This is a genomic window from Streptomyces sp. BV286, from assembly GCF_019090165.1.
In the GTDB taxonomy this organism is placed as follows: domain Bacteria; phylum Actinomycetota; class Actinomycetes; order Streptomycetales; family Streptomycetaceae; genus Streptomyces.
This window is the reverse complement of record NZ_JAHRIB010000079.1, coordinates 92,757-106,626: the sequence shown is the minus strand read 5'-3', so window position 1 is coordinate 106,626 and position 13,870 is coordinate 92,757. Positions and strand designations below refer to the sequence as shown.

General features: G+C 71.4%; 9 protein-coding genes. 2 read left to right on the top strand and 7 right to left on the bottom strand.

Annotated elements, in window-relative coordinates:
- Window positions 1-75: 75 nt before the first annotated feature.
- A complete protein-coding gene (locus KUF83_RS11120; RefSeq protein ID WP_217454451.1) occupies window positions 76-2,019 on the bottom strand; it encodes a glycogen debranching N-terminal domain-containing protein in 1,944 nt (647 codons plus the stop codon).
- The gene (locus KUF83_RS11115) at window positions 2,016-3,521 is read right to left on the bottom strand and encodes a trehalase family glycosidase (RefSeq protein ID WP_217454450.1); all 1,506 of its coding nucleotides are present in this window, start codon (window positions 3,519-3,521) and stop codon (window positions 2,016-2,018) included. The genes KUF83_RS11120 and KUF83_RS11115 overlap by 4 nt, the downstream gene beginning before the upstream one ends.
- Before the next feature lie 145 nt (window positions 3,522-3,666).
- Between KUF83_RS11115 and KUF83_RS11110 the strand changes: the two genes are divergently transcribed.
- Together KUF83_RS11110 and ppdK are read left to right on the top strand one after the other, a co-directional pair.
- Window positions 3,667-4,884, top strand: a complete 1,218-nt coding sequence (locus KUF83_RS11110) for an ROK family protein (protein ID WP_217454449.1) — start codon at window positions 3,667-3,669, stop codon at window positions 4,882-4,884.
- A gap of 438 nt (window positions 4,885-5,322) precedes the next feature.
- Entirely contained in the window at window positions 5,323-8,073 is a 2,751-nt protein-coding gene (ppdK, locus tag KUF83_RS11105; RefSeq protein ID WP_374106044.1) for a pyruvate, phosphate dikinase, read from the top strand.
- A 180-nt stretch (window positions 8,074-8,253) separates the two neighbouring features.
- On the opposite strand, the gene KUF83_RS11100 is transcribed toward ppdK, so the two are convergent.
- The 5 genes from KUF83_RS11100 to KUF83_RS11080 all read right to left on the bottom strand — a co-directional run bounded on the left by KUF83_RS11100 (window position 8,254) and on the right by KUF83_RS11080 (window position 13,802).
- Window positions 8,254-8,667, bottom strand: a complete 414-nt coding sequence (locus tag KUF83_RS11100) for an excalibur calcium-binding domain-containing protein (protein WP_217454448.1) — start codon at window positions 8,665-8,667, stop codon at window positions 8,254-8,256.
- A gap of 217 nt (window positions 8,668-8,884) precedes the next feature.
- Window positions 8,885-10,045 (bottom strand): alkaline phosphatase PhoX, encoded by a 1,161-nt coding sequence (locus KUF83_RS11095; protein ID WP_217454447.1) that lies wholly within the window; start codon window positions 10,043-10,045, stop codon window positions 8,885-8,887.
- 149 nt (window positions 10,046-10,194) lie between these two features.
- On the bottom strand, window positions 10,195-11,127 hold the full coding sequence (locus KUF83_RS11090; RefSeq protein WP_217454446.1) for an oxidoreductase: 933 nt from the start codon (window positions 11,125-11,127) through the stop codon (window positions 10,195-10,197).
- Window positions 11,128-11,259: 132 nt separating this feature from the next.
- On the bottom strand, window positions 11,260-13,200 hold the full coding sequence (locus KUF83_RS11085) for a SulP family inorganic anion transporter (protein WP_254643668.1): 1,941 nt from the start codon (window positions 13,198-13,200) through the stop codon (window positions 11,260-11,262).
- Entirely contained in the window at window positions 13,197-13,802 is a 606-nt protein-coding gene (locus KUF83_RS11080; protein WP_217454445.1) for a carbonic anhydrase, read from the bottom strand. The genes KUF83_RS11085 and KUF83_RS11080 overlap by 4 nt, the downstream gene beginning before the upstream one ends.
- Window positions 13,803-13,870: the final 68 nt, after the last annotated feature.

Here is a 13,870-nt window from a genome sequence, read left to right as displayed (position 1 = left end):
CGCGATCAGCCACGACGGGCCCGCACGATGTCCACCGGCCCAAGGCCCGCAGGATCCCGCAGCCGGCCGCAGGCCTCACGCACCCCCCACGGCCGTGAGCAACGCCAACGGCGCCGCCGCGGAACGGGATTCGCGCACGCACGCATGCGGATACGGCACCGGCTCCGCATGCGTCTCGCGGCCGTAGCCCGCGAGAACCTCCGGCAGCCGGTGCCCCGCCGCCGTCGCCGCGTCCACCAGGCCGTGGGCGACCGTCCGCGCCTCGTCGTGGAGCCCGTACCGGGCGAGCCCCAGTGTGATCAGCGCGTTGTCGTGCGGCCACACCGACCCCCGGTGGTACGACAGCGGATGGTAGGCGGGCTGGCCCGAGGCGACCGTCCGTACGCCCCACCCGGAGAAGAAGTCCGGCTCCAGGAGCCTGCGCCCCACCGCCTCCCCGTACTCCTTGTCCAGCAGACCGGACCACAGGAGGTGACCCGCGTCGGAGGCGAGCGCGTCGACGTGGTTCCCGTCGCTGTCGAGGGCGAGCGCCGGGAAGGAGTGGTCCGGCATCCAGAAGTCCCGCTGGAACCGGTCGCGGAGATCCCCGGCTGCCTGCTCCAGCAACGCCGCGTACACCTCGTCGTCCCACACCGTCCGGGCCAGGTGCGCGGTCCGGCGCAGGGCGTCGTAGGCGTAGCCCTGGGCGCCCGCGGCCATCACCGGGCCGGTCGGCCGGCTGCCGTCGCCGGAGCAGATGGCGCCGGGGGAGTCCTTCCAGTTCTGGTTGGCGAGCCCGCCCTCGTCCGCGCGGTAGACGAGATAGCCGCGCGAGGTCAGCCCGCCGTGGTCCAGCATCCAGCCGATCGCCGCGCGGGCGTGGGGCTCCAGCCTGCGGGCCAGTGCCGTGTCGCCGGTCTGCTCGACGTACGCGCCGAGGAGGACGAGGAACAGCGGGGTCGCGTCGACCGAGCCGTAGTACCGCCCGTACGGGACCTGCCCGAAGTGCGCCAGTTCCCCGTGCCGCATCTCGTGGACGATCTTGCCCGGTTGGGCCACGGTGCCCGCTCCGACCTCCGTCGCCTGGGCCGCGGCGAGCGCGGGCAGGGTGGCGGCGGCCAGCCGGGGGCGGTAGGGGAGCGCGAAGAGCGACGTGAGGAGGGCGTCGCGGCCGAGCAGCGTCAGGAACCAGGGGACTCCGGCGGCGGGGACGCGAAGTTCCTCTCCGTCGGGGCCCGTTGCCGGCACCTGGAGCACGGCCAGGTCGGACAGGCCCCGCGAACAGGCCGCGGCCAGCTCGGGCCAGCCCGTCGGGAAGGGCACGCCTTCCGCGAACTCCTCCTCCAGCGCGAGGAGTCGGGCGTTCGCGGCGGCCGGGGTGGGAGGCACCTCCGGGGGCGGCATACCGTGCGGGCGCGCCGCCACCCGGAGGGCCAGCTCGGCCGAACCGTGCGGTTCGAGGTCGAGCGTCCACACGAGGCGACGCGCGCCCGTGCCCGTCTCCTCGACACCGTCCGGCACGGGGTCGGAGGTGACGGTCGTGAAGGACCGCCACTCACCGCGCCGGTATCCGAACTCCACGCCGTCGTCCAGGATCCGGCGGGAGCGGACGGCGCCGGTCTTCGCGTACGTCCGGTGGTCGGAACGCAGCTCGAACTGGTCCGTGAAGTCGGCGTCCGCGGTGACCGCGATGCGGATCGTCGTCGGCACCGGGCGGTTGCTGGTGACCCGCAGCGACTCGACGAACGACCCGTCCGTGACGGCCTGTTCACGGAAGAGCGTGTGGGCGGGCGGCTCCTGCCGACCGCCGCGCGGCACGAGCACGCAGCGGGCGCTGTCGCCGTCGGCGACCGGTGACAGTGTCTCGGGCACCGCTCCGTCGACGGTCAGCTGCCAGCGGCTCAGGTGCCGGGCGTCTCGCACGAACAGCCCGTCGGGAGTCGAGTGCGAGCTGCCGCCGCGCACTCCGCTGATGTCTCCGCCGTCGTCCACGGCCGCGAACGTCCCGCCGTGTACGAGCAGATGATGCCGGTCCGTCATCGCAGGTCTCCTCCCTCGGCGTCCTCGCCGAACTCTCGCGCCGTGCCGTGCACCGCGTCGGGTGCCTCGTGCAGCAGGTCCAGGGTCAGCGCCGCGGTCCAGCTGAAGCCGAGCGCTCCGCAGGCCCCGCCGGTGTACGGGTCCACGTACTCGGCGAATCCGGACGTGTCCGCCGTCTCCAGCAGGGCGTCGCGCAGTGCGTGCGCGTGGGCGTGCTCGCCGTGCTGCCTGAGCCCGCGCTCCAGCAGCCAGTTGGTGTTGAACCAGGCCGGACCGCGCCAGTACCGGTGCGGATCGAAGGCGTGCCCGGTCAGGTCGTAGCTCGGGACGAGCCGGGTGGTGTCGCCCAGCCCGAAGTGCGGCCCGTGCAGCGTCCGGACGAGCGCCGCGGCCGTTTCGCGGGGGAGGGCCGGCAGGAGCAGCGGGACGAGGCCGGAGACCCCGCGCTCGGGGATCAGCTCGTCCGTGCGCACGTCCCGGCAGAGGAACATGCCCTCCGCGGGAGCCCACAGCCGGTCCACCAGCGCGGCCGTGAGCCGCTCCGCGCGCGCGTGCCGGGCGGTTCCCGTGGCACCCAGTTCGCCTGCGATGCGCGCGAGGGCGTGTTCGGAGGCGATCAGCAGGGCGTTGAACGCCGGGTCCTCCACGGCGAAACCACCGCGGCCGGCCGGGTGTCCGCCGTCCGCGTACCCGCCGTCCCGGTAGTCCGTCGCCAGGCGTACGTACCGGCCGTAGTCCAGGTCGGTGGGCCGGTCCTCGGCGGCGCCGTGGTCGAGGTCGGCGCGGCGGAAGGAGCGGGCCGGGGCGGGCATGACGCGGGAGAGCGGCGCGTCCCAGCTCGGCGCGTTGTCCATGCCCTGTTCCCACGGGTGGACCACCGAGGCGAGACCGCCGCCCCCGAGGTCGCGGCGGTGCAGCAGATAGCGGTGCCAGGCCGCGAGGCGCGGGTACATCCGGGGGAGGAAGGACCGCGCCCGTGACAGACCCGGGTCGGCGGCGTGCACCAGCCACACGGCGAGGGCGTGCACCGGTGGCTGCACGATGCCCGAGGTCTGTACCGTGCGCGGGGCGCCCGCGGCGCGCCCCGCGGTCGAGGAGCGCCAGAAGTCGGGGCTCGGGAAGTACGCGTCGAGGGGGACGGAGGGGTTGAAGACGATGTGCGGGATCCGTCCGTCGTCCCACTGCGCGTCGAGCAGTGTCTCCAGCTCCGTCTGGGCGCGCAGCGGCGACAGATGGCGCAGCCCGATCGCGATGAACGCCGAGTCCCAGGACCACTGGTGCGGATACAGGCTGCGCGAGGGCACCGTGGACGTGCCAGTCCAGTTGCTGTCCAGCACCTGCGCCGCCCGCAGGTGCAGCGGCGCCGAGAGGCGGGCGGGATCGTATACGGCCTCGTGGGTCCGGCTCTTCCCGGCGTGGCCGGACGAGGGCGGCGGGGTCTGGGTGCGTACGGGATCCGGGTGCGTGGCGCGGCGGGCGGTGAGCTGGGTTGTGCGGTCCACTCAGGTCTCCCCGAAGACATGCGGCCGACCAGTTCGGCAGTAGCTACCGTAGGGTTACGTCTATTTAACACGCAAAACTCAATATGTAATGCAGAGTTGGTGAATGCAAGAGGTTCGCACGACCGGAACCACAGGGAGCAGAGGAATGGCCACAAGGGCCCAGAGGACCGGGAGTCAGGCGAGCTCCGGCGACCTGCTGGAGCTGGTGCGCAGTGGGCGGGCCACCACGCGAGGGGCGTTGCAGCAGGCCACGGGGCTGTCCCGGGCCACGGTCGGGCAGCGGCTCGACCGGCTCTTCCGGGCCGGCTGGCTGCGCGAGGGCGCCGCGGGTCCGGTGGACTCGCCGCTCGGCGGCCGCCCTTCGGTTCGGCTGGAGTTCGACGACTCCCACGCCGTCGTCCTCGCCGCCGACCTCGACACCCGGCACGCGCGCGCCGCCGTGCTGTCCCTGACGGGCGAGCTGCTGGCCGAGCACGCGGGATCACTGCTCGTCGAGGACGGCCCGGACGCGGTGCTCGGCGAACTGGGCCGCTGGTTCGGCGAACTGCTGGAGAAGGCCGGGCACCGGCCGGGGGAGGTGTGCGGCATCGGGCTCGCCGTGCCGGGCCCCGTCGACCTCGACACCGGGCGGGTCGTCCAGCCGCCGATCATGCCCGGCTGGGACGGCTACGACATAAGAGGGCGCCTCACCCGGGCCTTCACCGAGCACACGGGCGCCGGGGCCGTCCCGGTCCTGGTGGACAACGACGCCAACCTCATGGCGTACGGGGAGCAGCGCACCGGCCACCCCGACTGCTCGGCCTTCGTCCTGGTGAAGGTCTCCACCGGTATCGGCGCGGGGGTGGTCGTAGGGGGCACGATCTACCGGGGCATCGACGGAGGCGCCGGCGACATCGGGCACATCCGGGTGCCGGAGGGCGCCGACGCGCTGTGCAGGTGCGGGTCTTACGGCTGTCTCGCCGCCGTCGCCAGCGGAGGTGCCGTGGCGCGCAGACTGGCCCGGACCGGGGTCCCGGCGGCGTCGGGCTCGGACGTGCGCGACCTGCTCACCTCCGGGCACCCGGGCGCGGCGGCGTTCGCGCGGGAGGCCGGGCGGCACGTCGGCGACGTCCTGGCGACCGTGGTGACCCTGCTCAATCCGGGCGTCCTCATGATCGCCGGGGATCTGGCCGGAACGCCGTTCCTCACCGGTGTCCGCGAACTGCTCTACCAGCGCGCCCTGCCCCGCTCCACCGCCCGGCTGGAGGTGGTCACGTCCCGGCTCGGCGAACGAGCGGGCCTGGTCGGAGCGGGTGCGCTGGTCGTGGAGCACCTCTACGCGCCCGAGCGGGTCGAGGAGCGACTCCTCGCCATGGGTGTCTGAAATCGGTGTGCTCGGATGTCCGGGCGCGTGTGACGGCGGCGTTTCCTTCCGGGGACGGGTCCGCATGGTGAAATCCGGGCGCCGGCACGGGCGTGATTCTCGCCACGCCTGATCGGGGTTTCGCTCAGATGAGCGGATCTTGGGCGACTGCACTTCTCCAAAGGGTGGCACTCAGTGCCACCCTTTGATCGTTTACGATCTGAACTCAGGCGTGCTGGCAGCCGCTCAGGTGAGCGCTATTCGGCATCTACGGGCGTTGACTCCTTCAAGAAGTGAAGGCTGTAGGCCCCGGCGGCTTACCTGTTGTTGACTTTCGATCTGCTGGCGGACGACTGGTTACGGCCGTATGACACGCAAGTGGACGTACCCAGACGCCTTCGATCTGGGTATGTTCCCCGTCGTCAGGGCAGCCACCGCGTCGTCGAGGAGTCGAGACCCGTGTCGGAAAACAAAGATCCCCACGTAGCTGAGACCGGCGACAGCGGCCTCGAGGGCGTGAAGTTCGTCTATGACTTCACCGAGGGCAACAAGGACCTCAAGGATCTCCTCGGCGGCAAGGGTGCCAACCTCGCCGAGATGACCAACCTGGGCCTTCCCGTCCCTCCGGGCTTCACCATCTCCACCGAGGCCTGCAAGACCTACCTCGACAGTGGCGAGGAGCCCGCGGCACTGCGTGACGAGGTGAGTGCACACCTCGACGCGCTCGAAGCGAAGATGGGCAAGAAGCTCGGCCAGGCCGACGACCCGCTGCTGGTCTCCGTCCGTTCCGGGGCGAAGTTCTCCATGCCGGGCATGATGGACACGGTCCTGAACATCGGCCTCTCCGACAAGTCCGTGCAGGGCCTGGCCAAGCAGGCCGGAGACGACCGCTTCGCGTGGGACTCGTACCGCCGTCTCATCCAGATGTTCGGCAAGACGGTCCTCGGCGTCGACGGCGACCTCTTCGAGGAGGCTCTGGAGGCGGCCAAGCACACCAAGAAGGTCGCGGTGGACACCGACCTCGAAGCGGCCGACCTGAAGAAGCTCGTCACCAAGTTCAAGAAGATCGTCAAGACCGAGGCCGGGCGGGACTTCCCGCAGGACCCGCGCGAGCAGATGGACCTCGCCATCCACGCGGTCTTCGACTCCTGGAACACGGACCGCGCGAAGCTCTACCGCCGCCAGGAGCGCATCCCTGGCGACCTGGGCACGGCCGTCAACGTCTGTTCCATGGTCTTCGGCAACCTCGGCCCCGACTCGGGCACCGGCGTCGCCTTCACCCGCGACCCGGCCTCCGGCCACCAGGGCGTGTACGGCGACTACCTGCAGAACGCCCAAGGCGAGGACGTGGTCGCGGGCATCCGCAACACCGTCCCGCTCGCCGAGCTGGAGCAGATCGACAAGAAGTCGTACGACCAGCTGATGCAGATCATGGCGACCCTGGAGAACCACTACAAGGACCTCTGCGACATCGAGTTCACCATCGAGCGCGGGCAGCTGTGGATGCTCCAGACCCGCGTCGGCAAGCGGACGGCCGGTGCCGCCTTCCGTATCGCCACGCAGCTCGTGGACCAGGGACTCATCGACGAGGCCGAGGCGCTCCAGCGTGTCAGCGGCGCGCAGCTCGCGCAGCTGATGTTCCCGCGCTTCGACGACGAGGCGAAGGTCCAGCAGGTCGGCCGGGGCATCGCCGCCTCGCCGGGCGCCGCCGTGGGCAAGGCGGTCTTCGACTCGTACACGGCCGTGAAGTGGTCCCGGTCCGGCGAGAAGGTCATCCTGGTCCGCCGCGAGACGAACCCCGACGACCTCGACGGCATGATCGCGGCCGAGGGCATCCTCACCTCGCGCGGCGGCAAGACCTCCCACGCGGCCGTCGTGGCGCGCGGCATGGGCAAGACCTGCGTGTGCGGCGCGGAGGAGCTGGAGGTCGACACCAAGCGCCGCCGGATGACGGTCCCCGGCGGTCACGTCGTCGAGGAGGGCGACGTCATCTCCATCGACGGCTCCAGCGGCAAGGTGTACCTGGGCGAGGTGCCCGTCGTGCCCTCCCCGGTCGTGGAGTACTTCGAGGGCCGGATGCACGCCGGCGCCAACGACGCCGACGAGCTGGTCGAGGCGGTGCACCGGATCATGGCGTTCGCCGACCGCAAGCGCCGCCTGCGGGTGCGCGCCAACGCGGACAACGCCGAGGACGCGCTGCGCGCCCGCCGCTTCGGCGCCCAGGGCATCGGTCTGTGCCGTACGGAGCACATGTTCCTCGGCGACCGCCGTGAGCTGGTCGAGCGCCTGATCCTCGCGGACACGGAGGCCGAGCGCGAGGAGTCGCTGAAGGCGCTCCTGCCGCTCCAGAAGCAGGACTTCGTGGAGCTGTTCTCGGCGATGGACGGCCTCCCGGTCACCGTCCGCCTCCTGGACCCGCCCCTGCACGAGTTCCTGCCCGACATCACCGAACTGTCGGTCCGCGTGGCGCTGGCGGAGTCCCGCCAGGAGCCCCACGAGAACGAACTGCGCCTCCTCCAGGCCGTCCACCGCCTGCACGAGCAGAACCCGATGCTGGGTCTGCGCGGCGTACGCCTCGGCCTGGTCATCCCCGGCCTGTTCACCATGCAGGTACGGGCCATCGCCGAGGCCGCGGCCGAGCGCAAGACCGCCAAGGGCGACCCGCGCGCGGAGATCATGATCCCGCTCGTCGGCACGGTCCAGGAGCTGGAGATCGTCCGCGAGGAGGCCGACGAGGTCATCGCGGAGGTCGAGGCCGCCACGGGCGTCCAGCTGAAGCTCTCCATCGGCACGATGATCGAGCTGCCGCGCGCCGCGCTGACCGCCGGTCAGATCGCCGAGGCGGCGCAGTTCTTCTCCTTCGGCACGAACGACCTGACCCAGACGGTGTGGGGCTTCAGCCGCGACGACGTGGAGGCCTCGTTCTTCACGGCCTACCTGGAGAAGGGCATCTTCGGCGTCAGCCCGTTCGAGACGATCGACCGCGACGGCGTCGGTTCCCTGGTGAAGCTGGCGGTGGAGGCCGGCCGCGCCACCCGCCCCGACCTGAAGCTCGGCGTCTGCGGGGAGCACGGCGGCGACCCGGAGTCGGTCCACTTCTTCCACGAGGTGGGACTCGACTACGTCTCCTGCTCGCCGTTCCGTATCCCGGTGGCGCGCCTGGAAGCGGGCCGTGCGGCCTCCTCCTCGCAGGGGAGCGACCACCGGTAGTCCACCGGACTCCGGGCCCCGAATCCGTCACCCACCCTCACCGACGGACGACGGATCCGGCGTACGAAAGCGAAGGGGCGGCACCTGTGCGGAGGTGCCGCCCCTTCGCCGCTCTCCCCGCGTTCCGCGGTGCCTCCCCCGTCCTGGGGTGAGGCGGGTGAGGCGGGTGTGCCCGGCGGGTCAGCCGGAGTTGCCTCGCCTGCGGGCCGCGAGCAGCACGCCGCCGCCCGCGAGGAGGACGACCGCCCCGCCGCCCGCGAGGTACGGCGTGACGGCGCTGCCGCCGGTCTCGGCCAGGTCCTTGCCCTGCTGCTCGGCGGGGGCGGAGGAACTGTCGTCGGTGTCGTCCGCGCCCTCGTCCTGCGCGGCGACGAATCCGGCGGGCGGCTTGTCGCAGCCGACGCCGTCCTGGTCCCGGTCCAGGTGGTCGCCGTAGTGCTTGTCGCCCCTGGCGATGTTGGCGTGCCCGGCCTCGTACGCCTCGGTGCAGTTCTTGAACGCCCCCTCGCCGTCGTGGGCCTCGGCGGTGGCCGGCAGGACGGCCAGGGCCAGTGCGGCGAGGGCCACGGCGGCGGGCTTGCGGATCAGGTTCACGAGGAGCCCCTCAGATTGTGCTGATATCCGTAGGCATGATCACGGAGAGGCGATCAGTCGGATTTGAGGTGACGAAAGTACGAGAGGGGTGATTGATGCCGCGGCGGAACGGCGGACCCGTGATGCGAACGTGACGTGACCGGGTGGTAGCTCTCCGCTCACGGGCCCGTGATCCGTACACCCGGTCGGCGTGCTCTCCGGGGTCGCGAAGGAGCGGCTACGAGCGGAACGGCCCCTTCACCTCGTACGTGATGCCGCCGGACGAACTGCCGCTGGTGCCGCGCTGGCTGGAGAAGTAGAGGCGGGTGCCGTCGGGGGAGAAGGCGGGGCCGGTGATCTCGGAGCCGGACTGGCCGTCGAGGCGGAGGAACGGGGCGACCACGTCGGCGGGCGTGATCACGCAGATCTCCATGGTGCCGCCGTCCTCGGCGACGAACAGGTCGCCCGAGGAGCTGCCGGTGATGTTGTCGACGCCGGTCAGCGGGGCCGAGCCGGAGGTCACGAGCGAGTCGTCGTACGCGAGTTCGTAGGTGTTGGCGGCCAGGTTGAGCTGCCAGACGCGGTTGTCGCCCTTGGTGGTGAACCAGACGGTGTCGTCGGCGTAGTGGCAGCCCTCGCCGCCGTTGAACTTCTTCGAACCGGACACCTGGGTGCGGGTCGTGGTGGGGGAGCCGTCCGGGTCGGGCACGTTCGCCCAGGTGAAGGAGCCGGAGGTGGCCGACCCGGCGACCATGACCTGGAGGGTGCCGGAGGCGAGGCTGCCCCAGGTCGTCGGCACGAAGCGGTAGAGGCAGCCGTTCGACTCGTCCTCCGTCAGGTAGACCACCTTGCGCACCGGGTCGGCGGCGGCCGCCTCGTGCTTGAAGCGGCCCATGGCGTCCCGGCGCACGGCCGCGTTCACACCCCACGGGTCGGTCTCGTAGACGTATCCGAGGGACACCTCCTCGCAGGACAGCCAGGTGTTCCACGGAGTTCTGCCGCCCGCGCAGTTCTGCCGGGTACCGGACAGGACGCGGTACGCGCCGGTGACCGTCCCCGTCGAGGAGAACCTGACCGCGCTCGCGCCGCCCGACGGGTTGATCTCCGAGTTGGACACGTAGATCCAGCCGGATCCGTCGGCGTAACAGGCCCCGCCGTCAGGGGCGTTGTGCCAGGTGTACGAGGTGCCGGAGACCGTCTGGCCCGATCTGGCGATCACCCGGCTGGTGAAACCGCTCGGAAGTCTGACGCCGTTCGCGTCCGCCGCGCCGAGTGCCCCGTACGGGCCCGGGCCGGGCTGGGCGGGCGCGGCGTACGCGGCGCCGCGCCACAGGGTTCCGCCGAGGACGGCCGACGAACCGCCGAGGACGGCCGCGCGCAGGAGGGTACGACGTTCCACTGTCGCTCCAAGGGGGTGCCGGGGACGCCCCGTCCGCCGGTCGGGGACGGGGTCGCGCACCGTCGGAGCCTAGGAGTGCGGGGTGGACGCGCCATGGACAGGCGATGACGTGTACGCGTCATACGGGTTGTGCCCCGTACGCCCGTGCGTCACGCCTTCAGCGCGTCGTACGTGACTCCTGTCAGCCGCTCCGACTCCTCCCAGAGCCGTTGCCCCGCCGTGTCGTTGAGCGTCCACTTCGCGCGCCACGACTTCGCGGGGGAACCGCGCCAGCCCAGGAACGAGGGGCCGGTGAAGGAGTCCGGGCGTATACCGGGAGCGGTCGCCGCGTACAGCGTGGGGAGGGCGCCCGCCTCCGCGGACTGCGCGAAGAAGCGGTTGCCCGTCTCCATGAACCGCTGGGAGACCCGGCGGCCCTCCATCCTCGGGCTCGCGGTCTGGAGGTTGGTGGCGGCGTAACCGGGATGCGCGGCCGCCGCCACGACGTCGGAGCCGGTGGCGGCGAGCCGACGGGCCAGCTCGTGCACGAACAGCAGGTTGGCCGTCTTGGACCGGCTGTACGCGGTCCAACGCCCGTACTTCTGCTCGCTGTTGAGGTCGTTGATGTCGATGTTCGCCGTCGCGTGCATGGTGCTGGACACACTCACCACGCGTGCGCCGGGCGTGGTGAGCAGGGTCGGCAGCAGCAGTCCGGTGAGCGCGAAGTGGCCGAGGTGGTTGACCCCGAACTGCGTCTCGAAACCGTCCACCGTGCGGCCCTGCGGAAGCGCCATCACGCCCGCGTTGTTGACGAGCACGTCGAGTCGCTCGTGCGCGCTGCCGTACACCGCCGCGAACTCCCGTACGGAGCCCAGGTCCCCGAGATCCAGACGTACGAACTCCACTTCCGCGCCCGGCACTTCGTCGGCCAGGCGGTCGGCGGCCTCGGTGCCGCGGCTCTCGCTGCGGCAGGCGAGGACGACCCGGGCGCCCCGCCGGGCCAGTTCACGGGCGGTGCCGTACCCGATCCCGCTGTTCGCCCCGGTGACGACGGCGGTACGGCCGCTCTGGTCGGGAATGTCACGCGCGTTCCAGCCGCTCATGGCTTCTGCTCCCTCCGCGTGCGGGTGGCTTCACAGCGTAAGCGCGCCCGAAGGGTAGTGCCCCATCAAGGGCGCGGGGAACTGCGCGGCAAGCCACGACGAACCCGCAGGTACGAACGGCCCGAGAGGCGCTCAACGAGAGGCGTACTCCTCGGGCATGGGCCGGGTGTCGAGATAGAACCATTCGGCGGTGGGGCTCGGGCCCGGGGCCGAGTCCGTGGCCGGGGACGTGTACGGCTGCCTGGGTGGCGCGTTGCCGGCCGGGTGAGCCGGTGAGGGCACACGCTCACCAACCGCCGTGTCCGCCACGCCCGTCGGCGTGCCCGCCGGCTTCGCCGGACCCGGCATCAGCAGCTCCACGCGCAGCCCGAGCCCCCGTTGCTGTGCGACGAACTCCTCGACCTGGCTGCGGCAGGCGTGGTCGAGGTGGGTCACTCCCGTCAGGTCGAGCCGGATACGCGGCCTGCCCGCCTCGGCGGCGGCCTCCAGGGCCTCGATCAGCTGGGGCAGCCGCAGGAACGTGGCGTTGCCCGCCATGACGACCTTGGCGGTGTCCTCCTCCAGGTGCTGTCTGATGACGGTCTGGGACATCCGCAGCGCGGCCAGGACGATCCCCGCGGCGAGGCCGAAGAGGACACCTTCGAGCAGCGCGGTCGCCACGATGACCAGGGTGGTGAGCGTCATCACGGCGAACTCGCCCCGGTCCTGGCGCCACATCTTCGGGAACTCCGCGGGCGCGAAGAGCTTCCAGCCGCTGTGGACGAGGACGCCTGCGAGGACGGAGATCGGGATCAGGGCCAGCACCTGGGGCAGGAGCAGCGCGAAGGCGAGCAGCCACAGGCCGTGGAGCGTGCGGGAGAGGCGGGTCTTGGCGCCTGCCTGGACGTTCGCCGAACTGCGGGCCACCACCGCCGTGATGGGCAGCGCGCCGAGGAGGCCCGCCACCGTGTTCCCGGCGCCCTGGGCGATGAGTTCCGCGTTGTAGCGGGTGCGTGGCCCGCTGTGCATGCGGTCCACGGCGGCGGCGGTGAAGAGGCTCTCCGCCGAGGCGATCACCGTGAAGGTGAGGATCGCGGTGATGATCCCGACGTCGGCGAGGCCGGCGAACTCCTTCGGGCCGGGTACGTCGATGGACGCGAGCAGGTTGCCCACCTGGAGCGTCTTCACGTCCACGCCCGGCAGGGAGGCGACGCCGATGCCGATCCCGACGGCCACGAGCGCGGCCGGGACCTTCTTCACCGGGCCGGGCATCCCCTTCCACAGGAAGCTCAGGGCGATGGTGACCGCACCGAGTCCCGCGGCGACGAGCGCGTCGGGGTTCGTCACCGTGTCGGCGATCAGCCCGGGGAGACCGGCCATGTTGTCGACCGGGGTGCCGGGGGCCTTGGAGTCGGACATCGGATAGAGCTGGCTGAACATCAGCGGCAGTCCGATGCCGGCGAGCATGCCCTGGACGACGGCCAGGGAGATCGCCTGGAAGATCCGGCCGAGCCGGACCAGGCCGAGAACGATCTGCAGGATGCCGGCGCCGAGGACGATCACACCGAGCATGGCCACGCCGTACTCGAGGACGGTCTCCGCGACGAGGGCCGCCAGCCCGGCCGCGGGACCGCTGACCTGGAGGGTGCTGCCACGGGCCGCGCCGACGACCAGACCGCCGATGACACCGGAGATGATGCCCAGTTCGGCGGGGACTCCGGAGGCCACGGCGACGCCGATGCACAGAGGGAGGGCGACCAGGAAGACGACGAGCGAGGCGGTGATCTCGGTGGCCAGGTCGGCCCTGGGGCCCTTGCTGCCCTCACCGCTCTTGCCGAACCAACTGCCGCCCTTGCCGCCCTTGTTGCTTCCGCCGGTGTCGGTGCCGGTGCCGCCGGGCTCGGCGGTGCCGGAAGTGCCGGCGGCGTGGGAGGCAGCCGCGTGGCTTGCGTGGTGCTCGAAGCCGCCGACGCTGCCGAACCCGTCGAAGTCGTCGTACGCCCGGCGGGCGTCGGGAGCGGGAGGCGGGTCCGGTGGCTGCGGCGGGATCCTGGAGTGGGCCGGTACGCGCCCGCGTGCGTGCAGGCCGCTCATACGGCGTGCACCCGGAAGCGGCCGTCCTCGTCCAGCTCGTGCACCTGGCCGGTGTCGACCTCGTAGTACCAGCCGTGCAGCCGCAGCCTTCCCGAGTCGATCCGCTGCCGCGCGACCGGATAACTCCCCAGTACCGCGAGCTGGTTGACGACGTTGAGTTGCGCCATGGCCGGCATCGACGGGTCTTCGAGGGCCCCGTCGAGCAGGGGTGCCAGCTCGGGGCGGGCCAGGTCCAGCCAGGCGTCCACGCCGGGCAGCGCCGACAGGTCGTCGCCGGACTTCAGCGCGCCCATCGCACCGCAGTGGGAGTGGCCGCACACGATGATGTCCTGAACGCCGAGCACCTCCAGTGCGTACTCGATGGTGGCGGCCTCGCCCGAGGCGCCCGGCCGCCCGTGCGGCGGGACGATATTCCCCGCGTTCCGCAGCTCGAATATCTCTCCGGGTCGTGCGCCCGTGATCAGGGCGGGTATGACCCGCGAGTCCGAGCAGGTAATGAACAATGCCTCCGGATATTGGCCCTCTGCCAGCTTCCGGTATTCGCCGCTCTCGAAATCGACACGTCGAGCGAACGAGCGGGCGCGGTCCAGCAATGCCTTCACGGTACCTCCAGGTATGGGGTCCGACCAGGTATTTCCCGTCGTTCCACCACCGTAGAGGGGGGACTGCC

Coding starts and splice junctions, on each gene's coding strand:
- KUF83_RS11090 (WP_217454446.1), bottom strand. CDS start 11,127: ATGAGCGGCTGGAACGCGCGTGACATTCCCGACCAGAGCGGCCGTACC.
- KUF83_RS11120 (WP_217454451.1), bottom strand. CDS start 2,019: ATGACGGACCGGCATCATCTGCTCGTACACGGCGGGACGTTCGCGGCC.
- KUF83_RS11085 (WP_254643668.1), bottom strand. CDS start 13,200: ATGAGCGGCCTGCACGCACGCGGGCGCGTACCGGCCCACTCCAGGATC.
- KUF83_RS11110 (WP_217454449.1), top strand. CDS start 3,667: ATGGCCACAAGGGCCCAGAGGACCGGGAGTCAGGCGAGCTCCGGCGAC.